Origin of the sequence: Roseovarius sp. BRH_c41 (assembly GCF_000961715.1) — a bacterium.
Classification (GTDB): Bacteria; Pseudomonadota; Alphaproteobacteria; order Rhodobacterales; family Rhodobacteraceae; genus Roseovarius.
The window spans coordinates 26,595-51,170 of the sequence record NZ_LADY01000025.1; the positions used below are offsets into that span (position 1 = coordinate 26,595).

Consider the following 24,576-nt stretch of genomic DNA (forward strand, 5'->3'; position numbering starts at 1 on the left):
ATCTAGAGGACGGGGCAGGGGCTGACAACGGGTTTTGGCCAAATCGTCTTTCCCTCCGGCGGCGATCTGCTACATCAGGCCCGAGGATAAGCAGAGGGCACGGACATGGGTGACAGGTTTCGCCTGACATTGGCGCAGTTGAACCCGACGGTGGGGGATCTGGCAGGCAATGCGCGCATGGCGCGTGCGGCATGGCAAGAGGGACGCGCGGCGGGGGCCGATCTGGTGGCGCTGCCGGAAATGTTCATCACCGGTTACAACACGCAGGATCTGGTGCGAAAGCCCGCATTTCATCAGGCTGCGATCGCAACGATCGAGGCGCTGGCGCGCGACTGCGCCGAGGGTCCGGCGCTGGCGATTGGCGGCCCGGCACTCGACGGTGTTGGGCTGTTTAACGCCTATTACGTCTTGCAGGGGGGGGCGGTGCGCGCCCGCGTGCTCAAGCATCACCTGCCCAATGAGACCGTGTTCGACGAGGTGCGGCTCTATGAGAGCGGGCCGGTGGCGGGGCCCTATACGGTGGCAGGTGTGCGGATCGGCAGCCCGATTTGTGAAGATGCCTGGCACGAGGATGTGGCCGAGACATTGGCCGAGACCGGGGCCGAAATCCTGCTCGTGCCCAATGGATCGCCGCATTACCGCAACAAGATGGACCTGCGCCAGAACATGATGGTGGCGCGGGTGATCGAGACCGGCTTGCCGCTCATCTACCTCAACATGGTGGGCGGGCAAGACGATCAGATGTTCGATGGCGGCTCTTTCGTGCTTAACCCCGGTGGGGCGCTGGCGGTGCAACTGCCGATGTTCCAAGAGGCGGTGGTGCATGTCGATCTGGAGCGGGGACCGGAGGGCTGGCGCGCGGCTCCGGGCGTTCTGGCGCATCTGCCGGATGATCTGGAGCAGGATTATACCGCGATGGTTCTCAGCTTGCGCGACTATCTGCGCAAATCCGGGTTTTCAAAGGTCTTGCTGGGCCTTTCGGGCGGGGTCGACAGCGCCATTGTGGCGACGATTGCCGTCGATGCGGTGGGGGCGAAGAACGTCCGCTGCGTGATGTTGCCGTCGGAATTTACCTCGCCCGAGTCGCTGGAGGATGCCAAGGCTGTCGCGGAAAATTTGGGCTGCCGCTATGATTTCGTGCCGATTGATGCCGGGCGTGCGGCGATCACGGCGACGCTGGCCCCCCTCTTTGACGGTATAGACCCGGATCTCACCGAGGAGAATATCCAGTCGCGCCTGCGCGGGCTCTTGCTGATGGCGCTCAGCAACAAGTTTGGCGAGATGCTGCTGACCACGGGCAACAAATCCGAGGTGGCGGTGGGCTATGCCACCATTTATGGCGATATGGCGGGGGGGTATAACCCGATCAAGGATCTCTACAAGACGCGGCTGTTCGAGATTTGCCGCTGGCGGAATGCCCAGCATCGCGACTGGATGATGGGCGGCGCGGGCGTGGTGATCCCCGCGCGGGTGATCGACAAACCGCCCAGTGCGGAATTGCGCGCCGATCAAAAGGACAGCGATTCGTTGCCCGACTATCCGGTGTTGGACGGCATTCTGGACATTCTGGTCGATCAGGACGGCTCGATTTCGGATTGTGTGGCGGCGGGCTACACGCTCGGCGATGCCAAGCGGGTCGAACACCTTCTCTACATCAGCGAGTACAAGCGGTTTCAGGCCGCCCCCGGCACGCGGCTGAGCCATCGGGCCTTTTGGCTCGATCGCCGCTATCCGATCGTCAATCGCTGGCGGGACGGATCGGGAGAGGGCTGAGCGCGACTCGGGTTATTCGGCGGCGGGGCGATGTGCGGCGGGGCGCGGCATGAGATCGCCGCTCTCACGCAGGCGGGCGATATAGGCGATAAGATCGGCCTTGCGCAGCGGTTTGCCAAGAAAGCCGTCCATGCCCGCCAGATGCGCCTCTTGCCGGTGTTGCTCGAGCACATTGGCGGTCACGGCCACCACATGCGCGGGCGGCAGATCCTGCGCCGCCTCTTGCGTGCGGATCAGGCCGGTCGCCTGATAGCCGTCCATACCGGGCATCGAGACATCCATCAGCACCAGATCGGCAGGGGCCGCGCCATAGAGCGCCACCGCTTCGGCACCGCTCGCGGCAAGGCGGAGCTGCGCGCCGGAGCGGGCAAAATAGCGCTCGAGCAAAAGGCGGTTGGTGGCGTTGTCATCGACGCCAAGGATGTGCAGCCCCTCGGCCCAGTTCTCGGCCCAGTTCCCCGCGAGGCGCGCGGGCGCGGGCTCGCACGGAAGTGCTGTGAGAAGGCCGTTGAGGGCGGCGCGCGCCGCCTCGATCAAAAGCGCGTGGCGCAGCGGTTTGCGCAGCACGGAGCGGATGGCATCCGAGGGGGCAACGGCGCGGTCGGACAGCAGGATCTGTGGCGTTGCCCCCTCGGTCAGATCACCGTCAGCCACCCGGTCATCGCGCAGGATGAGCGCCGGCTTGGCCGCAGCGGGCATATCGGCGACGCTCCCCCCTGCGATCACGCGGGCCCCGAGATGGGTGAGCGGGGCGGCGATCCCGGCACGGCGGTCGGCGCAGGGATCAAGCAGCCAGATCACCGGCGCATCCAGACCGGGCTGCGCCAGAGGCGTGGCGCGCAGGCCCCGCCCGCCGCTTTCTTGCGGGATCAGCGGCAGGGTGATGTCAAACCGCGTGCCATGGCTCTCGCGGGAATGGAGCGTCAGCGTGCCGCCCATCAGCGTCACCAACTGGCGACTGACCGCAAGGCCAAGGCCGGTGCCACCAAAGCTGCGGGTGGCGGTGTTGTCCACCTGCTCAAAAGCGGTAAAGACCTTGTCCTGTTGATCCGATGGAATGCCCGCGCCGCTGTCATGGACGCGGATCACGATCTGGCCGGGGCCGCCGGCGCTGGCGCGCAGGGCGACATGGCCCTCCAGCGTGAATTTCACCGCATTGCCCGCGATGTTCACAAGGATCTGGCGCAATCGCCCGGCATCGCCGAGCATGATTTCGGGCAGGTCGGGCGCGACATCGGAATAGAGCATCAGCCCCTTGCGCGCGGCCAGCGGGGCGAGAAGTTGCGTCACATCCTCGACAATCTCGCGCAGGCGGTAGGGCTCGGAGGCGAGCGTGAGCTTGCCCGCCTCGATCTTGGAGAAATCGAGAATGTCGTTGATGATGGTCAAAAGGGCATCGCCCGAGCGGACCATTGTGCTGACATAGCTGTCCTGTTCCGGGGTCAGATCGGTTTCCGAGAGCATGTCGGCCATGCCGATGATGCCGTTCATCGGCGTGCGGATCTCATGGCTCATCTTGGCGAGGAAATCGGATTTCGCATCGTTGGCGATCACCGCCACCTCGCGCGCCTCTTCCAGCCGGGTGATGAGGCGGCGCAGCGGGCGGCCCACGATGACCCGGAACGAGAGCCAATTGGCAAGCGCGGCAATGAGGATGCCGCCCGCCAGCAGCAAGAGCAGGAAATCGCGCTGATAGCGTTTGACGGTCGCAATCTCGCGCTCGTCAAAGCGGGTGACAAGCTCGGTGATGGGCCAGGAAAACACCTCATAGGGCAGCGAGACCGCGGTATCGGCCCCCTGACAACCCAGCCCCTCGGGCACCACCGCCAGCACGGCGCGATTGGCCGGGTCCACCAATTCCACGCAGCGGATTGCGGGATCGCCCAGCAGCGTCTGCATGAGGTCGGTGACATAGGGGCTTGCCCAATCCACCGTGCCATCGCCCTGATCGCTGAAGCGCTCCAGCGCGCCCCCCAGCCGTGATGTGGCATTGCCGATGCGCATGGCCATCGCCTCTTCGCTGCGCAAGAGGTTCTTTTCGCTCAGCCACAAGAGGCCAGAGGCGGCAAAGAGCAAGAAGGTCGGGACCATGACGGCCGTCAGCTTGAGATACAGCCCCAGCGTCGGCGTGCGCAGCGCCGCCCCATCCCTCATGGCCATCGGGGTCACTCCAGCCGGGTGGCGCGGCCCGCGTCCATCAGCGCCTTGAGCGGGGTGCGATTGTCGATCTCGGTCCGGATCACGCCATACCTTCCGCCGCTCTGCGTGATGTAGTAATCCACCGGCACCTCTTTGCCATCGGGGCCGAGGAGGGTGGCGCACATCACATAGACCTCCTCCATCTTGAGGATGATCTCGTGGTTCTCGGTCGGGTAGAATTTGGTCAATTGCCCGGTGGTCAGGTCGAGATGCGGCAGCGCGCCATCCATCATCGACCGGCTCAGGCTGCGTTGCAGCGCCGCCTGAAGCTGGGTGCGCACCTCTGTCAGCGATTGCGCCTGAGCGCCGGTCCCGGAAAACAGACTGAGCGCCAGCAAGGCGAAGAGGGCTAATCGTGTCATGCGGCATCTCCGTCATCGGGCAGCTTTGCACCCATCCAAGCGCATTGACGTTACCAAAGGGTTGATCCGCGCCGGGCACTCCGATCACAACCGCGTGAGCAGGGGACACGCGCCACGCGCTTGTGACTTGTCTCTGTCAGGGTTAGGCACAGATTAGAGCCAGTCGGTTTCAGGAGGGTGCGATGCGAGTTTTTGCAATTTTGCTGACGTTGGCGGCACTTACGGGGCCCGCGCTGGCCTGCGGGCCGGATACCGATTGTCAGCTTGGCGACCGGCATTACCGCATTGCCATGCCCGAAGGGCAGACGGGCGGCCCGGTGGGGGCGGTGGTCTATGCCCATGGCTATCGCGGGTCGGCGGCGGCGGTGATGCAGAATCAGAACCTGCGCCGGATGGTGTCGGACATGGGGCTCGCGCTGATCGCGCTCAAATCCGCCGATGACGATTGGGTGATTCCCTATGCGCCACGCCATATGGACAGCGACGGATCGGTGGAATTCCGCTATGTCGAGGCGGTGATCGAGGATGCCGCGCGGCGGTTTCCGATTGATACCAAGCGGTTGATGGCGGCGGGATTTTCCGCAGGCGGCATGATGGTCTGGAACCTCGCCTGCACCATGCCAGAGCGGTTCGCGGGCTTTGCCGCGATTTCCGGCACCTTCTGGATGAAACCGCCCGAGACCTGCGCCACGCCTGCGGCGAGCCTGGTGCATATTCACGGCACGACTGATCCGACGGTGCCCTTGGCCGGGCGGCCCATTCTGGAGACGCGCCAGGGCGATGTGGCCGAATCGTTGGACATGTATCAGGCGCTGGGTGGATTCCGCCCGAATGGCGAAACGGAATTCGAGGATCTCGAGTGTCAGAACCGCCGCAATCCCACGGGCGACGTGCTCGATTTCTGCCTGCATCCGGGCGGGCATTCGTTTCGCAGCAGCTATCTGCGCTTTGCGTGGGATCGGTTGCAGGCGGCGGGGCAACTCTGAGGCGGGGCTTGTCTGAGGGGCTTATTCGCGAAATACTCGGCTGAATGGGTATTCAGTCGGGGGCGACGCATGTCAGAAGATATTCTCTATGATCAGAGCCATATCGGCTTTCTCGAGGAGCTCTGGGGCGAGGGATTTCTGTCCCCCGGTGGCCCGGAAGAAGTGGCGCGGGTGCTCGATGGTGTCGATCTGACAGGCGCCAAGGTGCTCGACATCGGCTGTGGCTCGGGGGCGATTGCGGTGCTCATGGTGCGCGACCACGGCGCGGCGCATGTCACGGGCATCGACGTCGAAGACCCGGTCTGTGCCGCCGCGCGCGCCCGGGCCGATGCCGCAGGGCTGACCGAACGGATCACCATAGACAAGGTCACGCCGGGGCCGTTTCCCTATCCGGATCAGAGCTTTGACGTGGTGTTTTCCAAGGATTCGATCATCCATATCCCCGACAAAGAGGCGCTGGCACAGGAGGTGTTTCGCGTGTTGAAGCCGGGTGGCATCTTTGCCGCCTCGGACTGGTTGCGCGCACATGACGGCGCGCCGTCGCCCGAGATGGCGCATTACATAGCCCTTGAGGCGCTCGATTTCGCCATGGCGTCGCCAGCGCGCTACCGCGCGGCGCTGGCGGCGGCGGGGTTTGGCGATGTCGCTCTGGTCGACCGCAGCCCGTGGTATGCCGAGGTGGCAGCGGCGGAATTGCAGGAGCTCTCCGGCCCGCGCCGCGCGACATGGGAGGCGCGGCATGGGCCGGACTTTATCGCGCATCAGATCGAGACATGGACCGCGATGGTGCCGGTCATTCAATCGGGCGAGCATTGTCCCCATCACATCCGAGGTCGCAAGCCGGGATGATCGCACCAATAGAGCCAGAGGCGCTGGTGCTCGACACGCCGCGCCTGTCCTTGCGTCCTTGGGCGGATGAGGACGAGGATCTATGCGTTGCGCTGCTATGTGATCCGCAAGTGATGCGATTTGTCGGTGAGACGCTGACCGAGGCACAGGCGCGCGCCCACATGGCCAACGCGCGGCGGCGCGGCGCGGGTGGGAGGCTGGGCATATGGTGCGTGCAGGACCGTGCCACCGGCGAGAAAATCGGCGATGGCGTGCTGACGCCGATCCCGATTGAGACCGAGGAGCCGGACTGGGCGCAATTGGTACCCGACACCTATCCCGAGGCGGCGATTGAGGTCGGATATCTGCTCAAGCCCGGCGCATGGGGACAGGGTTTTGCCACCGAAATCTGCGCCCGCCTGCTGCGTTTTGCGTTTGAGCAGACGGCATTGGCGCAGGTCGTGGCCTGCACCGATCCGGACAATTCCGCCTCGCAACATGTGCTGCGCAAATGCAGACTGCGCGATTGCGGTCCGGCGCGCGCCTATGCCAGTGACGTGGCATGGTTCGAGATGACCCGCGCCGAATGGCAGGCTCAGGCGTCGAACCAATAGCCATCGGGATCGCCGGGGTAGACGCCCAGATTGCGCCCGTGGCCCTGATAGCCCAACAGGCGGCGCACGGCGTCGGGATAGGCATCGGCCTTGGATTTGGGCACCGAGAGATACATGTTTTCCTCCTGCCTGAGCCAGCCCAGCGAATAGGTGGTGATCAACCCCTTGCGCGGCGCGTTCGAGCGGTTGGCCCCGCCCGCATGCACCGTGGCCCCAAGGTAAAACAGCACCGAGCCGCGCGGCATCACGGCTTGCGTGATCTGATCCTCGGTGATGCTCTTGATCGGGCGCAGATCCTGCGAGCCGGGCACGACGCGCGTCGCGCCATTCTCAGCGGTGAAATCATCCAGCGCCCACATGGCCGAGAGCTGAAACTCCACGCCCGGAATGCGGATCGGATAGAAATCATCGTCGCGGTGCAGCACCTGCGGCTTTTCCCCCGGCAGGATCTCGATCGCGGTGGACGAGCCGATGCGGTAATTGACGCAGTGGCGCTTGAGCACGCGGTCGGCCACCTGCATGACCAGAGGATGTGCCAGAACATCCGCCGCCGCCTCGGAAATCTTGAGGATGCTGCCCAGACGTCGGGTCTTGTAGCCGTTGAAATCATTGGCGAACTTATGCCCCTGCGCGTCGAACGGGCCGCGCAGATCGGCGGTGATGCGGTCCAGCAGCGCGGATCCCGCCACCGCATTGACCACCACGCCGCCATCCCTGAGCAGGGTGTCGGCGACAAGGTCCGCGTCGGCATCTGCCGTCAGGCGCGCGACCTCAACCATTGTATTCGGCGCTGAGTTGGGTCAGCCCCGCCTCCATGATATCGAACATTTCATCTATCTCCTCTGTGGTGATGATCAATGGCGGTGAAAACACCGCCATATTGCCGTAGGGGCGCAGCAAGAGGCCGCGCGCCTCGCAGGCGGCATCGAGCTTGGCGCCGAATTGCAGATGTTTGGCGTAGCTTTCGTCGCTGAGGTCGGGCCGACATTCGAGACAGCCCAAGAGACCCATGCCGCGCGCGTCGCCGACGATGTCGAACCTCTCGCCGATGCTGCGCAACCGCGCCTGAAACTGCGGGGTGATGCGGCGGACATGGGCGAGAATATCCTCGCGCTCGATGATCTCGATGTTCTTGAGCGCCGCGGCGCAGGCCACGGGGTGTCCGCAATAGGTATAGCCGTTGTAGAACACATCATCGCCCTCCACCCCCGCCAAGCGCTCCATCAGCGCATCGGACAGGATGCAGGCCCCCAGCGGCACATAGCCCGAGGTGAGACCCTTGGCGCAGGTGATGATATCGGGGGTGAACCCGAACACATCCTCAGAGGCGAACCAATGGCCAAGCCTGCCAAAGCCGGTCACAACCTCGTCCGAGATATAGAGGATGTCGTGCCTGCGACAGATCTCATGGGTGCGTTGGTGATAGCCGGAGGGCGGCACGACAACGCCGCCGGAACACAGGATCGGTTCGGCGATAAAGGCGCCGATGCGGTCGGGGCCAACCTCTGCGATCGTCTGCTCGAACTCGGCGATTTTGAGATCACCCCAATCCGCCACGCTCATGCCTGCGGGGCGGCGGTAGGGGTTCACATCTGGCAGGAACCGCACCAGATCATCGGCCTTGTCGAACCTTGTCTTGAAGCGTTCCTTGCCCGTCATGGTTGCCGCCAGATAGGTCGAGCCGTGATAGGCCTTTTCGCGTGACAGCACGATTTTCTTGTCCGGGCGGCCCAGCCGGTTGTTGAGGAACTGCATGACGCGGATGGCGGTATCGACGGCGGTCGAGCCGCCGGTGGTGAAATGCACGGTGTTGAGATCGCCGGGGGTCAGCTCCGCCAGTTTGCGCGCCAAGAGGGCGGCGGGCTCGGTGGTAAAGGACCAGGGCGAGGCATAGGGCATCGCCATGGCCTGTGCTGCGATCGCCTCGGCCATCTCGGCCCGGCCATAGCCGATCTGCACGCACCACATGCCCCCCGGCCCGTCGATATGGCGCTTGCCCGTGCTGTCCCAGATATGGATGCCCTGCGCGGTGTTGACCCGCAAGAGATCAGACTTGCGCCAGTCGCGGATGCCCGTCCAGGGGTGCAGGTTGTGCCGGCGGTCCAAGAGGGTCAGGTCATCGGGGGCGGGGGTATTGGCGTGCGTGTTCATGGTCGTCTCCGTCTGAAGTCAGGTCTGGTCAGATCAGGTCTGGTAAGATCAGGTCTGGCCGGGCGGGGTAGCGCGGGCGCGGGGCGGGCGGAAAAAGGCTGCATTGACCGGCGTCAGCCGCGCCATGCGCCGATCCCACCGGCCCTCTTCCAGCGTGTAAATCTCGGCCCAGAGGGTGCTCGGATGCCGCGCCGCATAGGGCATCTGCACATGAGCGAGGGCGATGTTGCGCTTGGCGGTGGGGGACCAGACGCCCGAGGTGACATGCCCCACCTCACGGCGCTTGGCCTGATAGACCAGCGCGCCCTGCGCCGGTTTGAACCCCTCGACATCGAGCCGCATCAAGAGGCTGCGGGGCTTGGTGGCCGAGAGCGCGCGGCGACCGTTGAAATGCCCCTTGGTGAGATCGACCATGGGGCCAAGGCCCAACTCTAGGGGGGTGTGCCCCCGGTGCAGGCGTTCCGTGGCATGGGCGGGCTGAAAGTCGACGCCCGCGACCATGAATCCCGCCTCGATCCGGGCGATATTCACCGCCTCATACCCGATGGCGCGCAGCCCGAGATTATCGCCCGCCTGCCAGAGGCGGTCCCAGAGGGGCAGGGCATCGCCCCACGCCGTCCAAAGCTCGTATCCGAGATCGCCGGTGAACCCGGTGCGCGAGATCATCAGCCCCGGCTCCACCTCGGCCAGATCGAAGGGGCGCAGATTTGCCACATCGAGCCCCGCCGCGCACAGCACCGCAAAGGCGGTCGGCCCTTGCAGGGCCAGCCCGGCAATCTCTCGGCTCTCGTCAAGAATGTCTGCGTCAAAGCCCCATGCCGCCTCCAACAGCCATGTCAGCATCGGCTCCTGACAGCACAGCCGCCAATCCTCCGACCCAAGGTGAAAGAGCGTGCCATCGTCGATCACCATCCCCTCTTCGTCGCACCAGAGCGCATAGCCGACCCGGCCTGTCGCAATTTTGGCCACGTCGCGGGTGACGAGACGGTTGAGCACGCGCGCCGCGTCCGGCCCGGTGATGCGGTATTTGTGCATGGGCGAGATATCAAAGAGCGAGGCTTGATTGCGCAGGGCGAAATATTCGAACTCGACCGTGTCGAGCATGGACGGGGCCGCATATCCGGCCCAGCCATACCAGCCCTGCGCCCGGTTGAGCGCGGCAAGGCGCGAATGCACCGGCCCGTCGATCAGGCCCAGCTTGGGATCGGTGGCGATGCTCATGGCGTGCCTCTCAGGGCTGCCTGCGCCGCGTTGCGCCCCGCCAGCCCCATCAGATCGCCGCCGGGATGGGCGGAGGCGCCACAGAGGAGGAGCCCCGATGGACCCATCCCATAGCGCCCGATGCCAATGGCGGGGCGCAGGGTGAGAAGCTGATCAAGGCTCATTTCCGCGTGGTGCCAATGCCCACCCGGCGCGCCGGTCTCGGCTTCGATCTGATCGGGCGGGATCACCTCTACCCCGGTCACAAGGTCGGGCAGGCCGGGGGCGTAGCGGTTGAGCGTCTTTAGCGTGGTCTGGAGCAGCGTATCACGCGCCGCCGCATGCCAGCCCCCCGCCAGATCGACCGGCGCATATTGCACGATGAGAGAGAGGGCGTGGCCCTGCGCACCCCGTTGTGCGGGGTCCGTTTGACCGGGCAAGAGCGCCTCGATCACGGGATGGGGCGATATTTCGCGGTATTTCGACGGGTTGAACGCCTCTTCGACATAGGTGGCGGAGGGCGCGATCACCATGCGGGCCGAGAGCAGATCATCGGGCAGGCCGGGGATCGCGGGCAGAGAGGAAAGCGTCAGGTTGATCTTGGCCACCGTGCCGCGCGCGCGGATATGGCGCAGTCGGCGGGATGCTTCGATGTCGAAATGCGCCAACCCGGCCATCTCTGCGGTGATCCGCGCCCCGCCGCTGCTCAGGACACGGGCGGCATTCAGTGTTTCGCCCCGGTCGCTGATCACGCCGGTCACGCGGTCCTGATCGGTCAGGATACGCGCCACGCCGCAGCCTGTCTCGATCACCGCCCCAGCCTGTCGTGCGGCCCCGGCGAAGGCGTCGATCACCGCCGCCATGCCGCCCATTGGCAGGCTTGCCCCACCGCCATGCCCCATGCGGTAAAGGAGGCCAAAGACCGTGCCGGGCGCGCGCGGTCCCGCCGCCGCGCCGCGCACGGCATCAGCCGCCAAAAGGCCCGCAAGGGGGCTATCGGGGATGTCATCAAGAATGAGATCATAGGCATTCGACAGCAGGATTTGCAGGAACCGCCGCATTTCGGGTTTGCCCATGCGCCGCAGGCCAAGACCGACCCGGCCCAGACGCAAGACCTCTTTCAGCCGTGCGGATGAGAGGAGCGGCGCATCGCTCCCTGGTGGGGCCGCCTCGGCCAACTGTCGCAACAGCGCGGCATAGGAGGTCAGGCGTTGGTGGAGCGCCGCAAAACCCGCCGCATCTGGATGGGTGCCGCCATCGGCAAAGCGGGCCTTTGCGCCTTGTGTGACCACATGACGCCCATCCTCGGAGAGCGCGATAGTGGGCAAGGCCACGGTTTTGAACGGCCAATCGCGTGCACCCAGCCCCAGATCGCGCCGCACCACAGGGCTGAGATTATAGAGCAGATGCGCCATGCGCGGCGCGCCGCTGGCATCGGGGGCGGCCAGACCGCCCAGATGCGGTGCGCGTTCCAGCACGCAAACCGATTGCCCCGACCGCGCCAGCACCCCCGCCGCCGCCAGACCATTCAGCCCGCCACCGATCACGATGGCATCAAAGGTCCGGGTGGCGCTCATGCCGCATAGCCCTTGCGCGGGGCGCGGGGCCATTCGCGGCGCAGGATCGCGCGGGCGGCATTGGCCCCCGGTGCCGCCATCACCCCGCCGCCCGGATGGGCGGATGAGCCGCAGAGATAGAGGCCCGCGATGGGCGAGCCATAGCCGGAATAGCCCGGCACGGGGCGGTTGAAGAAGAGCTGATCAAAGGTCAACTCGCCCTGAAAGATATTGCCCTCGGTCAACCCCACCTCCGTCTCCAACTCCAAGGGCGAGCGGACCTCCATATGCTGAATGCGGTCGCGGATATCCGGGCAGGCGATGGTAATCTGGTCCAAGACGGTCTCGGCCAGCGCGTGCCGCGCGGTGTCCGTCCAGTTCTGGCCGCTGCGCTGGCCCTCGGCCGCGAGATCATAGGGCGCATATTGCACAAAGACCGTCATCATATGACTGCCGGTTGGGGCCATGGTCGGGTCGATCTGGCTGGGGATCAGCATGTCGATATAGGGGCGCGCCGACCAGCGTCCGGCCTTCCAGTCGTCATAGGCGCGCTCCAACTCCCAGAGGCTTTGGGACACATGCAGATCGCCGCGCAGAAAGCTGGCATGCGCGGGCGCGGCGGGAAAGGCGGGCAGGCGGTCGAGTGCGATGTTGAGCTTGGCCGAGGAGCCGCGGATCTTGAACCGCTCCGCCGCGCGGGTGAAGTCCTCGGGCAGGGCAGCGCGCTCGACATGGTTTAGAAACGTGCGTTTCACATCCATGTTCGAGGCCACGACCGGCGCGTGAAACTCGCGTCCATCCTCCAGCGCCACGCCGGTCACGCGGCCCTCCTTCACGAGGATTTGCGCAACACCCGCGCCGACATGGATGGTGCCGCCCGCCGCCTCAAAGGCCGCGCCAAGTGCCGCGGAAATCGCCCCCATGCCGCCCCGGGCAAAGCCCCAGGCTCCGATGCCGCCGTCGATATCGCCCATGTAATGATGCAAGAGCACATAGGCGGTGCCCGGTGAATAGACACCCAAGCCCGTCCCGATGATACCCGACCCGGCCAGATGCGCCTTGATCAGATCGCTCTCGAAATGCTCGTCCAGAAGGTCGCCGATCGACATGGTCCAGAACCGCAGGGTTTCAGCCAGTTCGCGCCGCCCCAGCCCATGCGCCTGTTTCACCATATAGGCCATCTCGCCCAGATCGCGGGGGTGGAGCGAAGCTGGATCCGGTGCGTCGCGCAACAGAAACGGGCGGATGAACCGGCATTGCCGCAGGATCTTCTGCGCATAGCGCGGATAGGCATCGGCATCGCGGGGCGAATGGCGCGCCATTTCCCGGTGCAGGGCGTGGTGATCCGAGTAATAGGCGAAATAATCGCCGTCCGGCGTGAAACTGGCCCCGCCCTCATAGGGGATCACCTGTAGGCCGTATTTCGGCAGGTCGAGATCGCGCACAATCTCGCGCCGCAGGAGCGAGCAGACATAAGAGCAGTTGGAATAGGTCCAGCCTTCGTGCAGCGAGCGGCTGACCGCCGCGCCGCCGATCCAGTCGTTCTTCTCCACCACCAGCACCTGACGGCCGGCGCGTGCCAGATACGCGGCGGCAGTCAGCCCGTTATGGCCCGCGCCGATGATGATGGCGTCAAATGAGGATTGGGGTCGCATGGCTTTGCTCCTGTCGTCATCCTAGCCAAACCCGAATTCGCCGTAAAGTTTTTTTGAGCGCTCAAATAAATTTTTTTGGGCTGACGTGCCGCACGGCCTGTGGCATGGATGGGGAAAGCATCGGACAAAGGGTCAGACGTGGGCGAGGTGACGACCAAAAAACCGCGAAAAGAGCGCAAGGAGAATGCCGAACGCCGCCGCAGGCAGCTCTTGGATGCGGCGCGACGGTCGATCCTGACGTATGGTCTGGCGCGCACCACACTCGCCACCGTCGCGGATGAGGCGGGGCTGTCACAGGGCGTGGCGGTTTTCTATTTCAAGTCCAAGGGCGGCTTGCTCACCGAAACGCTGCGCGATCTTTATGAAGGCTACGAGAGCCAGTGGATGCGGGCGTTGGAGGGCGCGGGCGATGCCCCGCTCGACCGCCTGATGGCCCTGCTCGCGGCGGATTTCAGCGCCGAGGCTTGCGGGGCCGATGTGTTGCCGGTTTGGTTTGCCTTTTGGGGCGAATTGCGCTTTACCGGCCACTATGCCGAGGTGGCGGCAGAGTTCGATGCCACGCGGCACGCGGTCCTGTCTGAAATCTGGGCGCAGCTTTTGCCCGAGGCCCGATCCACCGAGGCGGATCAACTGGCGGAATGGATGGAATCGCTGACCGATGGCTATTGGCAGCGCCTGCATCTGGCCCCAGACAGCTATGACCGGCAACGCGCCCTTGCCGCGAGCAAAGTGTGCCTGTCGCGGTTGGTGCCGGACCTGCTGCGCGAGCCGCCCGCGTGACGCCGCGTGATCACTCCCCGGGGCGGTTCGCGGGATCAAGCGCCGCGTAGAATTTGCGCAGGTATGTGGGCACATGCCAGATGCAGGGCGTGCCCGCCGGGATAAAGAACACATCGCCAGCGGTGAAATGATGCCGCCTGCCATCCGCTTCGGTCAGAGAGACCTCGCCCTCCAGAATCTGCGCCATTTCGTGATAGGGAAAGGGCTCCAGCTCGGTGTTCAGCACCTGCGTATCCCAGAGACCGACTTCGAAATTGCCATGGGCATTGCTGAAGAGGTTGCGGTCACGTTGCGGCGTGCTGGTGTCCTCCATCAAGTCAGCATCGGTCAGGCTCATGTCGGGCGAGAGCACGATCACGCCCCCCTCCGCCGTCAGGCCCTGCGGGGATGTGGCGCGTGGGTCCTTGTAGGTCATGTAGAATTTCTTGAGATACCCGTCCTGTCGCCAACTGACTGGGATGCCGTTGCGGATTGCCACACACTGCCCCGCCTTGGCCGCCACACCCGCGCCTGTGTTATCCAGCAGGCGGAACGCGCCCTCGAGCACAACGATGAACTCATCGCCCGGATAGGGGCCGAACGCCTCTTGCATGCTTGTCGTATCCCAGACCCCCACGCTGAGGCCGAGCGTCTCATCGGCAAAGCAGACATGCAGGTTTTGCGCCTCTGGCGGGGTTTGAAAGTCAGCCGCGTCAATCGCTAGCGGCGTCAGGCCATGTGACCCCGTCGGGCTTAGGCGGATGATCCCGGTCGTCTCGCTCATGGCGGTCTCCTTGAAAATAATATGTCCGGCCTGCCGTGATCTGCATAATCTTCGGTCATTCGGATCATCCGTCTCGCGTCGCAGGCGGGCCGCGCGCAAAACTCTTGACTCGATTCAGGAAACCCTGAAATGATTGAATAACCATTCAATGACATGCCCGAGCGACGGCAAATGTCAACTGCCCAAAGTGATCGCCGGACGCATGCAACACTAATGATTGCGTGACGGGACCCACCGCCAAGGTGGGCCCGCGCCAACAGGGGAGACTGGGACCACATGGATATTCTGGACCAATTGGGCGCTGTGCGCGAAGGCAAGCTCAGCCGTCGGAAATTCACCAAGGGGTTGCTTGCGGCGGGTGTGGCGATGACCACGGTGCCGCTGCCGGCGCGTCGCGCCTTGGCCGCCGAGGGCGATCAGGCCACCTATTTCACCTGGGGTGGCTATGACATCCCCGAACTCTTTGGCCCCTATCAGGAAAAGAACGGCGCACTGCCCAATTTCGCCATTTTCGGCGGTTCGGAAGAGGCGCTGACCAAGATGCGCGGCGGCTTTGTCGTGGATGTGTCGCACCCCTGCAACCAGTCGATGCCACGCTGGGTGCAGACCGGGCTGTTCCAGCCGATTGACACCGCACGTGTCGCCAACTGGGGCGATGTGATCCCCGAACTGGTCGATTTGCCGGGCAATGACCCCGAGGCGGGCAAGGTCTGGATGGCGCCCTTTGATTGGGGGCAGACCTCTGTCACCTATCGCACCGATCTTGTGGAGCTTGAGGGCGAGGAAAGCTGGGATATCCTGTGGGACGAGCGCTATTCCGGGCGGCTGGGGTCGCTGGCCTCGGGCGGGGACGCCTGGTGGTGCGGGGCGATCAAGGCGGGCGTGGATTTTGCCAGCATCGACACGCCAGAAGCGTTTGACAAGATCGCCGCCGTGATGCGCGAGCAGCGCCCGCTGATCCGGCTCTATACCGATGACACGACCACGCTGGAACAGGCGCTCTCGGCGGGGGAAATGGTGGCTTCTATGACATGGAACAGCTCCGCCGTGCTGTTGCAGGCCGAGGGTATCCCGGTCAAATTTGCCAAGCCCAAGGAGGGCGCGCTGACATGGGTCTGCGGCGTGATGATCCACAAGGACGCGCCCAATCTCGACCGCGCCTATGACGTGATCGACTCGCTGCTCAGCGTTGAGACGGGCCATTTCATGATCAACGACTGGGGCTATGGCCATTCCAACAGCAAGGCGTTCGATCAGTTCGACGAAGAAACCCTGGCGGGGCTGGGCCTGAGCAAGAACCCGGTCGAGATCCTGAATGCGGGGCATTTCCAGCAGCCGCAGACGCAGGAATGGGAAACCCGGATGAACGAGCTCTTCGAGCAGATCAAGGCCGGGTTCTGATCCCGCCTGCACCGCCCGCCCGCCCCGGCGGGCGGGTCTCTTGATCCGCCCATCGAGGAGACCGCGCAGGAATGGCCGAAACCTCATTACCGAAACGCCGGTCAGCAGGCGCGCCGCCCCGCGCCCCTGCCTCGCCCCTCCTGCGCCTCTTGCGCCGCAGCGAGAGCGCGCGCGGGTATCTGATGATGTCGCCCACGCTCTTGATCATGACCTTTGGTATCGTGGTGCCGTTTTTCATCCTGCTGGTGATCAGCCTCTGGACCCGTCAGGGTTTTGGGTTTGACACGACCCTCACGCTCGCCAACTACGGCCGAAGCTGGACCGAGCCGATTTATGGCGCGCTGATGCTGCGGTCCTTCTGGATTTCCGGCGTGGCGACGGTGGCCACGGTGCTGCTGTGTTATCCGATGGCCTATTACGTCGCCTTTCACGTCCACAGAAACAAGATGATGTGGATCATCCTGATGACCCTGCCATTCTGGACCAGCTATCTCTTGCGGGTTTTCGCGTGGAAGGTGATCCTTGGGTATGAGGGCGTGATCAACTCCGGGTTGATGTCGGCGGGATTGATCGACGCGCCGCTCGGTTTCCTGCTTTATAGCCCCACGGCGGTGATTATCACGCTGGCGCATGCCTGGGCCGCCTTTGCCATCCTGCCCCTCTATGTGTCGCTGGAAAAGATCGACAAATCGCTGCTCGAGGCTGCGACGGATCTGGGTGACGGACCGATGGCGCGATTTTTCCGCGTCACGCTGCCGCTCTCGATGCCGGGGGTGATCGCGGCCTCGTTCCTGATCTTCATCCCCACCACCGGCGATTACATCACCCCCGCGCTCTTGGGCGGGCCGGATGGGGCAATGATCGGCAATCTCATCCAGTTGCAATTCGGCGCGGTCAACAATTGGCCGATGGGGGCCACGCTGTCGATTGTGCTGATGCTCTGGATTGCGGCACTGGCGCTGGTGTTTCTGCTCGTCACGCGCAAGGTGCAGGGGCGCATCACATGAGCAGCTATATCAAACGCCCCAACCGGGCGCTGCAACTCTACGCGGTGATCTTTTTGATCGTGCTCTATGTGCCGGTGCTCTTTATCCCGCTCTTCAGCTTCAACGATTCCATCTACGTCCGCTTTCCGCTGCAGGGCTTTACCGTAAAATGGTATGGCGAACTCTGGACGCGCGAGCCGGTGTGGAATGCGCTCTGGAACAGCGTCAAGGTGGGGCTGGTGGTCTCGGTCATCTCGACCGTTCTGGGGGTGATGGCGGCGCGCTCGATCACCCGCACCCGGATCAGGGGCAAGGGGGCGCTCGTCACCTTCATCATGATGCCGCTGGTCATTCCCGGCATCATCTTTGGCGTGGCGCTTCTGGTGCTGCTCAGCCGGATGGGCGTGCCGCTCTCGTTGTATACAGTGGGTCTGGGACATCTCATCATCTGCCTGCCCTTTGCCGTGGCCACGCTGTTGCCGCGCTTTGAAGGGTTCGATCCCTCGATCGAAGAGGCCTCGGCCGATCTGGGGGAAAACGGCTGGTGGACCTTCTGGCGGGTGACCTTTCCGATGGTCATGCCGGGGATCGTGGCCAGCCTCTTGTTGACCTTCACCATCTCGTTTGACGAATTCATCATGGCGTTCTTTCTGACCGGCACCGATCCGACCCTGCCGATGTATATCTGGGGGCAATTGCGCTTTCCCAAGGAATTCCCCTCGGTGCTGGCCATGGCCGCGCTGATCCTGTTCGTCTCGTTCGCACTGGTTTTTGTCGCGCAATGGGTCGGGCGCAAGGGGCTGGAGGATCAAGAATGAAGGGCACCTCAGAGATGGCATCCGCCGACCGGTTCATATCCATCCGCAAAGTCAGCAAATCCTTTGGTGCCTTTCAGGCCATCGACGATGTCTCCATGGATATCCGGCAGGGCGAGTTTTTTTCCCTCCTCGGGGCCTCGGGCTGTGGCAAGACCACGCTTTTGCGGATGCTGGCGGGGTTCGAATCCACCTCGAAGGGCGAGATTTTCATCGACGACCAACCGATGTCGGACGTGCCGCCGCATCACCGCCCGGTCAATATGGTGTTCCAGAGCTATGCGATCTTTCCGCATCTCAACGTGCGCGACAATATCGCCTACGGCCTGCGCAAACAGAAATTGTCCGCCGCCCGTCGCGCGGAAATGGTCGAGGACATGCTCGATCTGATCAAGCTGCCGGGCTATGGCAATCGCAAGGCCAACGAGCTCTCGGGCGGTCAACGCCAACGCATCGCCTTGGCGCGCGCGCTCATCCTGCGGCCCAAGGTGCTCTTGCTCGACGAACCCTTGGGCGCGCTCGACAAGCAGTTGCGCGAGCAGATGCAGCTTGAATTGCGCGCCTTGCAGCGGCAGGTCGGCATCACCTTTGTCTTTGTCACCCACGATCAGGAAGAGGCGTTGACCCTCTCGGACCGGATCGCGGTCATGGCGGGGGGCAAGGTGTTGCAGGTGGATACGCCCGCAGGCCTCTACGAGACGCCCAAGACGCGCGACGTCGCCAGCTTCATCGGCAATATGAACTTCTTTCGTGGCACGGTGCGGCGCAATGGCTCTGCCATGGCGGCCATAGAGGCCGAGGGGCTGGGCACCATCCCGATGTCGACGGCTGAGCTCACCAAGCCCGATGGCGCGCCGGTGCAGATTGGCCTCAGACCCGAGAAATTCAGCCTCTCACCGACCCGACCGGACACCGGCCTCGCAATTGAAGGAGCGTTGCGCACCGCGTCCTATATGGGCGAGCGCAGCCAGTATTACCTGAGCATCCCCGGCAAGGACGAGCCGGTCGCGGTGTCTTCGCCGAACACGCATCGCCTGATGGGTGCGCAGGACGCTCCCGAGGGCCAAACGCTCTGGCTCTCGTGGTCGCCCGAGGCCATCGTCATTCTCGAGACCGATTGATCAAAGGAGAGGGGCAGGCCGCAGGACGGACGTGACCCCGACACGCTCATGCAAAGGACCGCCCCCCCGCTCTCGCCTGACACAGGCAAGCCCCGCCGCACCGAACCCAAACAGGTCCGGCGTAGACAATTGATCGAGGCGACCATCGATTCCATTGCGAAATACGGGATCGCGGGCACCACCATGTCGACTGTCACGGACATTGCCGGTCTCTCCATCGGGCTGGTCAATTTTCATTTCCAAAGCAAGCAGAACCTGCTCGAGGAAACCTTGAAATTTCTGGCGCGCGAACACCATGACCATTGGCGCCGCGCCTATGAGGATGCGGGGCTGAGCGCGCGCGACAAACTTCTGGCGATTGTCGACTCGCATTTCCATTCCAAGATCTGCACGCGTCGGAAACTGGCTGTCTGGTATGCGTTCTTTGGCGAGGCGGGGCGGCGCACGGTCTATCGCGCGTTGGTGGATGCCATCGACGACGAACGCTTTGCCTTGTCGCTGGGGCTATGCCAGCAGATCACAGACGAGGGCGGATATCCTCGCCATCCGGTCACGACCATAGCCCGCACCCTTGAAGGGCTCTATGACGGGCTCTGGCTCAATATCCTGATGTATCCCGAGACCTTTGACCGGGATGCGGCGCGGGCCAACGTGCATGCCTATCTGGCCCTCGCCTTTCCCCGGCATTTTGAACTGCCGCAGCAAGCGACAGCGGGACGGCTGGTTCAAATGGAGCGTCGCAGATGAGCAGAGACCCAAGCCACGACATCCTGTTCGAGCCGGTCCGCATCGGTCCCGTGACCGCGCCCAACCGCTTCTATCAGGTGCCGCATTGCACCGGCATGGGCTGGATGCGCCCGCGCACTCTTGCGGCCATGCGCGGGGTCAAGGCCGAGGGCGGCTGGGGCGTCGTCTGCACCGAATACAATTCCATCCACCCGACGTCGGATGACATGCCTCACCCGTCCGCCTCGCTCTGGGACGACAGCGACGTGCGCGCCCACGCCCTGATGACCGAGGCGGTGCATGCACATGGCGCGCTGGCAGGGGCGGAGCTCTGGTATGGCGGGGCGCGCACGCCCAACATGATGACCCGCCTGCCGCCGATGGATCTGGCCTCCGTGCCCAATCTGGCCGGACACCCCTATCAGACCCGCGCCATGGACAAGGACGACATCCGGCAATTCCGCCATTGGCACAAACGCGCCGCGCTGCGCGCCCGCGACGCAGGCTTTGACATCGTTTATGTCTATGCCACCCATGGCTATCTGATCTCGAATTTCCTCAACCCGCGCACGAATACGCGGGGCGATGAATATGGCGGCAGCCTTGAAAACCGGGTGCGTCTGGTGCGCGAGTTGATCACCGAGACCAAAGACGCGGTCGGCGACCGCTGCGCCGTGGCGGTGCGGTTTTCGGCGGATGAAGAGGTGGGCAGCGACGGGCACCCGGTCTGGGGCGAGCGGCGCGACATGTTCGCGATGCTGGCCGAACTGCCGGACCTCTGGGATATCAACATCGCCGATTATTCGCTGGAAATGGGTGTCTCGCGCTTCGTCAAGGAGGGCGCGCTGGAGCCCTATATGACATGGGTGAAATCGGTCACGACCAAGCCCGTCGTCACCGTGGGCCGCTTTACCTCGCCCGATACGATGGCCAGTCAGGTCAAGCGCGGCATCGTGGATTTTATCGGCGCGGCGCGGCCTTCGATTGCCGATCCGTTCTTGCCGCGCAAGATTGCGGAGGGCCGGCTGTCAGCGATCCGCGAATGTATCGGCTGCAATATCTGCTATTCCGGCGACAGTCTGGGCGTGCCCATTCGCTGCACGCAAAACCCGACGATGGGCGAGGAATGGCGGCGCGGCTGGCATCCCGAACGCATCTCGCCACGGGGACGTGATGCGCATGTGCTGATCGTCGGTGCCGGACCGGCGGGGCTGGAGGCGGCGCGCGCCTTGGGCGCACGCGGCTACCGTGTGACGCTGGCCGAGGCCACGCGCGATCTGGGCGGGCGGGTGCTGCGCGAGGCCAGCTTGCCGGGTCTGCGCGAATATATTCGCGTGCGCGACTACCGCGAGCAAGCCTTGCGCGACATGCCCAATGTCGAGATTTTCCGCGAAAGCCGCCTGACCGCGCAGGACGTGCTCGACGTCGGCGCGGATCACGTCGCCATCGCCACCGGCGCGCATTGGCGCAAGGACGTGTTCGACGGCGAGGTGTTTCAGTCCGTGGCCGAGGGCGCGGCAGAGGCGCATATCCTCACGCCCGACGATATCATGGCCGGTCGCCTGCCGGATGGGCCGACCGTGGTCTATGATGGCGACGGCTATTACATGGGCGGCGTCGTGGCCGAGCGTCTGCGCGCGGCGGGGCTCGACGTGACCCTCGCCACGCCCGACGACAGCCTGTCGCGCTGGGCGGGCAATACCGCCGAACGCTGGCGGGTACGGAGCCATCTGCAAGGCCTTGGCGTCCGGTTTGAGCCTGCGCGCGAGATTGCGGGGTTTGACGGTCGCGCGATCGTCCTGCCCTGCGCCTATGGCGGGGCGGCGTTGACCTTGCCTGCCACCCATCTCGTGATGGTCAGCGCGCGGCGTCCCGAGGATGGGCTCTACCAAGATCTGCGCGCCTTGGCCGACCCGCTCCCCTTTACCCTCACACGGATCGGCGATTGCGAGGCCCCGGCGATCATCGCAGCGGCGGTCCATGCCGGGCACCGCTATGCGCAGGAGCTGGACGCCCCGGTTGATCCCGATCTGCCGATGAAACACGACCGGATCGACGTGGGCGCGCCCGGCGGTGCCGCCTGGACGACAGGAGAACAGCCGATATGACCCGACCGGACCAAACCTATCTTGCCAAGCTCTTGCTCTATTACGAGGAGGAAATCGAGGGCGAGGCCTATTTCGACGCACTCGCCCGCCGCTTTCCCGACCCCGCGCAGCACAAGCGCCTGATGCTCTTGGCCGAGGTCGAACGCCACGCGGCCCAAGGTGTCGCTCCGCTCATCGCGCACTATGATCTGACCCCCCGCTCGGTCGAGAGCCTGACCATGAGCGGCCACGAACAGGCGCGCCGCGCGCCGGGCACATGGGCGGGGCTTCTGGACGAGATGAACCGCACATACCCCGCCTATCTCGCGGCGTTTGAGGCGCTTGAGGCGATGGGGCCAGAGGCGGATCAAACCCGCCTGCGGTTCTTGACCGAGCATGAGGTCGCCGCACTCGACTATCTCGCGCTGGAAAACGCTGGCGCGGCGCAGTCCTACGCGCCGCTCGTTCGCTATCTCGCCTCGGCCCCCGTGCCCGCATGAGGGTCGGCGTCCTGTTCGCAGTTTTGCTCTGCGGCGCCTCCGGTCTCAGTGCTCAGGAGGCCGCCGTCGCGCCGCTGACGGAGTGTGACACCTGTCAGGCCCGCCACCGGGGGCTTCAGTCGCTTCAGGCGGCGCGGGCCGGTGCGGCGCGGGCGGGTGCGGCGCGTCCATCGGCAGACCGGGCCATCACACCACCGGCCACGCGCCCGCCACTGACAGTGCCGCGCGTCGGCTCTGATTTGACAGCACCCGACTCCGGCATGGGCCGCGCCTCAGGCCCGCGCCGATGATCGGCCACTCCGCAAGACAGGGCGCAGAGCGGGGCCATGATCGGTGGCTAGGGTCTCAACTGGCGAGCTTGAAATATTTCGCGCCCCGCGTCATCAACTCCGCATGTTGTCCTGCCTCGACCAGCCTGCCATCCTCGATCACCGCGATATGATCAGCATGTTCGATCGTGCTCAGCCGGTGGGCGATCACCAGCGTCGTGCGCCCCTCTGACAGACGCGCCAAGGCCGCCTGCACCTCGCGTTCCGTCCCCCGGTCAAGCGCCGATGTCGCCTCGTCCAAGAGCAGGATCGGCGGATTGCGCAGGAACACCCGTGCAATCGCCACCCGCTGCCGTTGCCCGCCCGAGAGCATGACACCCCGCTCACCGACCAGCGTCTCTAGGCCGTCGGGCAGGCTCTCGACCAGCGGCCCAAGCTGCGCCTCGGCCACAGCCGTGCGAATATCCGCTTCGGTCGCGTCCAGACGGCCATAGGCGATATTCTCGCGCAGCGTGCCACCGAACAGGAACACATCCTGCGACACCAGCCCGATCTGCGCCCGCAGCGACGCCAGCGTCATCTCGCGGAGCGGCACGCCGTCGATCCTGATCTCGCCGCCTGTCGGCTCGTAGAACCGTGGCACCAGAGCCATCAGCGTGGATTTACCCGCCCCTGAGGGACCGACCAAGGCCACGGTCTGACCGGGCAACACCCGCAACGACACGCCGCACAAGGCCGGGCGGTGGCCATCATAGCTGAATTCTACGGTGTCAAAAACGATCTCGCCCTTCAGCTTCGGCGCGGCGACGGCCCCCGGTGTATCGACGATATCCGGCGCGTCCCCGATCAGGTCCAGATAGCGCCGAAACCCGGCAATGCCGCGCGGATAGACCTCAAGCACCGCCGCGATCTTTTCCAGTGGGCGAAAGAACACCCCCACCAAGAGCAGGAATCCGACAAAGGCCCCGGTCGTCAGCGTGCCCTCGAACACATAGGCCGCACCAGCCACCATCACCACCACCTGCACCAGCCGCAGCCCCATATATTGCAGCGCGGTGAGGACGGCCATGATCCGGTAGGCCTCGAGCTTGGTCTTGCGGTAGCGCCCGTTGTCCCCGGCAAAGAGCGCGGCCTCATGCGTCTCGTTGGTAAAGGCCTGCACCACCCGAATCCCGCCAATCGCCTCTTCCAGCCGGACGTTGAATGCCCCGACCCGGCCATAAATCTCTTGCCAGGCCCGCGTCATCCGCCCGCCATAGACCGCCACCAGCCAGACCATCGCCGGCACAATCGCTAGGGTGATGACCGCCAGCGGCGCATGCAGCCAGAGCATCAGGGCAAAGGCCCCGGCAAAGGTCATGATCGCGATAAAGAGATCCTCTGGACCGTGATGCGCGACCTCGCCGATTTCTTCGAGATCGCGGGTCACACGCGCCACCAGCTTGCCGGTTTCGGCGCGGTCGAACCATCCCCAACTCATCCGCGTGAGATGCGCAAAAGCGCGTGCGCGCAGTTCCGTCTCGATATTGATACCCAGCTTGTGCCCCCAATACATCACCACCGTCATGAGCCCGGTATTGACGACATAGACCGCAATGAGACCACAGGCGGCGAGGACCGTCAGCGTCCAGTCGCCCTGTGGCAACAGATGGTCGATGAACCCGGCAATCGCCAGAGGAAAGGCCAGCTCCAACAGTCCCGACAGCACGGCGCAGCCGAAGTCGAGCCAGAAAAGGGCCATGTGAGGGCGGTAGTAGTCGGCGAATTGGCGTAGCATCCGGGCGGGTTCTCCGTATTGGTCGGG

22 protein-coding genes are annotated in these 24,576 nt (G+C 64.3%); 12 read left to right on the plus strand and 10 right to left on the minus strand.

The window, feature by feature from the left end; translation table 11 throughout:
• Window positions 1-105 precede the first annotated feature (105 nt).
• On the plus strand, window positions 106-1,773 hold the full coding sequence (locus tag VR71_RS08055; RefSeq protein ID WP_045682813.1) for an NAD+ synthase: 1,668 nt from the start codon (window positions 106-108) through the stop codon (window positions 1,771-1,773).
• Window positions 1,774-1,785: 12 nt separating this feature from the next.
• Here VR71_RS08055 and VR71_RS08060 read toward each other — a convergent pair whose 3' ends face one another.
• Together VR71_RS08060 and VR71_RS08065 are read right to left on the minus strand one after the other, a co-directional pair.
• Window positions 1,786-3,933 (minus strand): ATP-binding protein, encoded by a 2,148-nt coding sequence (locus tag VR71_RS08060; RefSeq protein ID WP_296430090.1) that lies wholly within the window; start codon window positions 3,931-3,933, stop codon window positions 1,786-1,788.
• Window positions 3,934-3,938: 5 nt separating this feature from the next.
• On the minus strand, window positions 3,939-4,334 hold the full coding sequence (locus VR71_RS08065; protein ID WP_045682815.1) for a hypothetical protein: 396 nt from the start codon (window positions 4,332-4,334) through the stop codon (window positions 3,939-3,941).
• Window positions 4,335-4,516: 182 nt separating this feature from the next.
• Here VR71_RS08065 and VR71_RS08070 point away from each other — a divergent pair, with 182 nt between their 5' ends.
• From VR71_RS08070 to VR71_RS08080, 3 genes are all read left to right on the plus strand, one after another.
• Window positions 4,517-5,320: a prolyl oligopeptidase family serine peptidase gene (locus VR71_RS08070; protein WP_045682817.1), complete on the plus strand. Its 804-nt coding sequence runs from the start codon at window positions 4,517-4,519 to the stop codon at window positions 5,318-5,320.
• A gap of 69 nt (window positions 5,321-5,389) precedes the next feature.
• Window positions 5,390-6,169, plus strand: a complete 780-nt coding sequence (locus VR71_RS08075; protein WP_045682819.1) for a methyltransferase domain-containing protein — start codon at window positions 5,390-5,392, stop codon at window positions 6,167-6,169.
• Window positions 6,166-6,762, plus strand: a complete 597-nt coding sequence (locus tag VR71_RS08080) for a GNAT family N-acetyltransferase (RefSeq protein ID WP_296430092.1) — start codon at window positions 6,166-6,168, stop codon at window positions 6,760-6,762. Before VR71_RS08075 ends, VR71_RS08080 begins: the two co-directional genes overlap by 4 nt.
• On the opposite strand, the gene VR71_RS08085 is transcribed toward VR71_RS08080, so the two are convergent.
• The 5 genes from VR71_RS08085 to VR71_RS08105 are packed head-to-tail and all read right to left on the minus strand — an operon-like array spanning window position 6,744 to window position 13,324.
• The gene (locus VR71_RS08085) at window positions 6,744-7,541 is read right to left on the minus strand and encodes a phytanoyl-CoA dioxygenase family protein (protein WP_009819400.1); all 798 of its coding nucleotides are present in this window, start codon (window positions 7,539-7,541) and stop codon (window positions 6,744-6,746) included. The genes VR71_RS08080 and VR71_RS08085 overlap by 19 nt on opposite strands.
• Window positions 7,534-8,913 carry an aminotransferase gene (locus tag VR71_RS08090; protein WP_045682821.1) on the minus strand — a complete coding sequence of 460 codons (1,380 nt, stop codon included), beginning with the start codon at window positions 8,911-8,913 and terminating at the stop codon, window positions 7,534-7,536. The genes VR71_RS08085 and VR71_RS08090 overlap by 8 nt, the downstream gene beginning before the upstream one ends.
• Before the next feature lie 48 nt (window positions 8,914-8,961).
• On the minus strand, window positions 8,962-10,134 hold the full coding sequence (locus tag VR71_RS08095) for an aminomethyltransferase family protein (RefSeq protein ID WP_045682823.1): 1,173 nt from the start codon (window positions 10,132-10,134) through the stop codon (window positions 8,962-8,964).
• Window positions 10,131-11,690, minus strand: coding sequence for an NAD(P)/FAD-dependent oxidoreductase (locus tag VR71_RS08100; protein WP_296430094.1), 1,560 nt, complete (start codon window positions 11,688-11,690; stop codon window positions 10,131-10,133). Before VR71_RS08100 ends, VR71_RS08095 begins: the two co-directional genes overlap by 4 nt.
• Complete coding sequence (locus VR71_RS08105) at window positions 11,687-13,324, minus strand: NAD(P)/FAD-dependent oxidoreductase (protein ID WP_045682827.1); 1,638 nt, start codon at window positions 13,322-13,324, stop codon at window positions 11,687-11,689. The genes VR71_RS08100 and VR71_RS08105 overlap by 4 nt, the downstream gene beginning before the upstream one ends.
• A 138-nt stretch (window positions 13,325-13,462) precedes the next feature.
• Between VR71_RS08105 and VR71_RS08110 the strand changes: the two genes are divergently transcribed.
• Complete coding sequence (locus VR71_RS08110; protein ID WP_296430096.1) at window positions 13,463-14,104, plus strand: TetR family transcriptional regulator C-terminal domain-containing protein; 642 nt, start codon at window positions 13,463-13,465, stop codon at window positions 14,102-14,104.
• 10 nt (window positions 14,105-14,114) lie between these two features.
• On the opposite strand, the gene VR71_RS08115 is transcribed toward VR71_RS08110, so the two are convergent.
• The gene (locus tag VR71_RS08115; RefSeq protein ID WP_045682832.1) at window positions 14,115-14,867 is read right to left on the minus strand and encodes a cupin domain-containing protein; all 753 of its coding nucleotides are present in this window, start codon (window positions 14,865-14,867) and stop codon (window positions 14,115-14,117) included.
• A gap of 276 nt (window positions 14,868-15,143) precedes the next feature.
• Between VR71_RS08115 and VR71_RS08120 the strand changes: the two genes are divergently transcribed.
• From VR71_RS08120 to VR71_RS08150, 7 genes are all read left to right on the plus strand, one after another.
• Window positions 15,144-16,268, plus strand: a complete 1,125-nt coding sequence (locus VR71_RS08120; RefSeq protein WP_045682834.1) for an extracellular solute-binding protein — start codon at window positions 15,144-15,146, stop codon at window positions 16,266-16,268.
• A 71-nt stretch (window positions 16,269-16,339) separates the two neighbouring features.
• Window positions 16,340-17,275, plus strand: coding sequence for an ABC transporter permease (locus VR71_RS08125; protein WP_009819392.1), 936 nt, complete (start codon window positions 16,340-16,342; stop codon window positions 17,273-17,275).
• The gene (locus tag VR71_RS08130; protein WP_009819391.1) at window positions 17,272-18,072 is read left to right on the plus strand and encodes an ABC transporter permease; all 801 of its coding nucleotides are present in this window, start codon (window positions 17,272-17,274) and stop codon (window positions 18,070-18,072) included. The genes VR71_RS08125 and VR71_RS08130 overlap by 4 nt, the downstream gene beginning before the upstream one ends.
• Complete coding sequence (locus VR71_RS08135; RefSeq protein ID WP_296430097.1) at window positions 18,069-19,190, plus strand: ABC transporter ATP-binding protein; 1,122 nt, start codon at window positions 18,069-18,071, stop codon at window positions 19,188-19,190. The genes VR71_RS08130 and VR71_RS08135 overlap by 4 nt, the downstream gene beginning before the upstream one ends.
• 48 nt (window positions 19,191-19,238) lie before the next feature.
• Entirely contained in the window at window positions 19,239-19,937 is a 699-nt protein-coding gene (locus tag VR71_RS08140) for a TetR family transcriptional regulator C-terminal domain-containing protein (protein WP_045682837.1), read from the plus strand.
• Window positions 19,934-22,024, plus strand: coding sequence for an FAD-dependent oxidoreductase (locus VR71_RS08145; protein ID WP_045682840.1), 2,091 nt, complete (start codon window positions 19,934-19,936; stop codon window positions 22,022-22,024). The genes VR71_RS08140 and VR71_RS08145 overlap by 4 nt, the downstream gene beginning before the upstream one ends.
• On the plus strand, window positions 22,021-22,503 hold the full coding sequence (locus tag VR71_RS08150; protein ID WP_045682843.1) for a hypothetical protein: 483 nt from the start codon (window positions 22,021-22,023) through the stop codon (window positions 22,501-22,503). The genes VR71_RS08145 and VR71_RS08150 overlap by 4 nt, the downstream gene beginning before the upstream one ends.
• 124 nt (window positions 22,504-22,627) lie before the next feature.
• On the opposite strand, the gene VR71_RS08155 is transcribed toward VR71_RS08150, so the two are convergent.
• Complete coding sequence (locus VR71_RS08155; protein ID WP_296430099.1) at window positions 22,628-22,765, minus strand: hypothetical protein; 138 nt, start codon at window positions 22,763-22,765, stop codon at window positions 22,628-22,630.
• An 83-nt stretch (window positions 22,766-22,848) separates the two neighbouring features.
• Window positions 22,849-24,549: an ABC transporter ATP-binding protein gene (locus VR71_RS08160; RefSeq protein ID WP_045682845.1), complete on the minus strand. Its 1,701-nt coding sequence runs from the start codon at window positions 24,547-24,549 to the stop codon at window positions 22,849-22,851.
• Window positions 24,550-24,576: the final 27 nt, after the last annotated feature.

Bases quoted from the DNA above. Each gene is read 5' to 3' on its own strand.
- VR71_RS08055 (WP_045682813.1), top strand. From the start codon at position 106: ATGGGTGACAGGTTTCGCCTGACATTGGCGCAGTTGAACCCGACGGTG.
- VR71_RS08060 (WP_296430090.1), bottom strand. From the start codon at position 3,933: ATGGCCATGAGGGATGGGGCGGCGCTGCGCACGCCGACGCTGGGGCTG.
- VR71_RS08065 (WP_045682815.1), bottom strand. From the start codon at position 4,334: ATGACACGATTAGCCCTCTTCGCCTTGCTGGCGCTCAGTCTGTTTTCC.
- VR71_RS08070 (WP_045682817.1), top strand. From the start codon at position 4,517: ATGCGAGTTTTTGCAATTTTGCTGACGTTGGCGGCACTTACGGGGCCC.
- VR71_RS08075 (WP_045682819.1), top strand. From the start codon at position 5,390: ATGTCAGAAGATATTCTCTATGATCAGAGCCATATCGGCTTTCTCGAG.
- VR71_RS08080 (WP_296430092.1), top strand. From the start codon at position 6,166: ATGATCGCACCAATAGAGCCAGAGGCGCTGGTGCTCGACACGCCGCGC.
- VR71_RS08085 (WP_009819400.1), bottom strand. From the start codon at position 7,541: ATGGTTGAGGTCGCGCGCCTGACGGCAGATGCCGACGCGGACCTTGTC.
- VR71_RS08090 (WP_045682821.1), bottom strand. From the start codon at position 8,913: ATGAACACGCACGCCAATACCCCCGCCCCCGATGACCTGACCCTCTTG.
- VR71_RS08095 (WP_045682823.1), bottom strand. From the start codon at position 10,134: ATGAGCATCGCCACCGATCCCAAGCTGGGCCTGATCGACGGGCCGGTG.
- VR71_RS08100 (WP_296430094.1), bottom strand. From the start codon at position 11,690: ATGAGCGCCACCCGGACCTTTGATGCCATCGTGATCGGTGGCGGGCTG.
- VR71_RS08105 (WP_045682827.1), bottom strand. From the start codon at position 13,324: ATGCGACCCCAATCCTCATTTGACGCCATCATCATCGGCGCGGGCCAT.
- VR71_RS08115 (WP_045682832.1), bottom strand. From the start codon at position 14,867: ATGAGCGAGACGACCGGGATCATCCGCCTAAGCCCGACGGGGTCACAT.
- VR71_RS08120 (WP_045682834.1), top strand. From the start codon at position 15,144: ATGGATATTCTGGACCAATTGGGCGCTGTGCGCGAAGGCAAGCTCAGC.
- VR71_RS08125 (WP_009819392.1), top strand. From the start codon at position 16,340: ATGGCCGAAACCTCATTACCGAAACGCCGGTCAGCAGGCGCGCCGCCC.
- VR71_RS08130 (WP_009819391.1), top strand. From the start codon at position 17,272: ATGAGCAGCTATATCAAACGCCCCAACCGGGCGCTGCAACTCTACGCG.
- VR71_RS08135 (WP_296430097.1), top strand. From the start codon at position 18,069: ATGAAGGGCACCTCAGAGATGGCATCCGCCGACCGGTTCATATCCATC.
- VR71_RS08140 (WP_045682837.1), top strand. From the start codon at position 19,239: ATGCAAAGGACCGCCCCCCCGCTCTCGCCTGACACAGGCAAGCCCCGC.
- VR71_RS08145 (WP_045682840.1), top strand. From the start codon at position 19,934: ATGAGCAGAGACCCAAGCCACGACATCCTGTTCGAGCCGGTCCGCATC.
- VR71_RS08150 (WP_045682843.1), top strand. From the start codon at position 22,021: ATGACCCGACCGGACCAAACCTATCTTGCCAAGCTCTTGCTCTATTAC.
- VR71_RS08155 (WP_296430099.1), bottom strand. From the start codon at position 22,765: ATGCCGGAGTCGGGTGCTGTCAAATCAGAGCCGACGCGCGGCACTGTC.
- VR71_RS08160 (WP_045682845.1), bottom strand. From the start codon at position 24,549: ATGCTACGCCAATTCGCCGACTACTACCGCCCTCACATGGCCCTTTTC.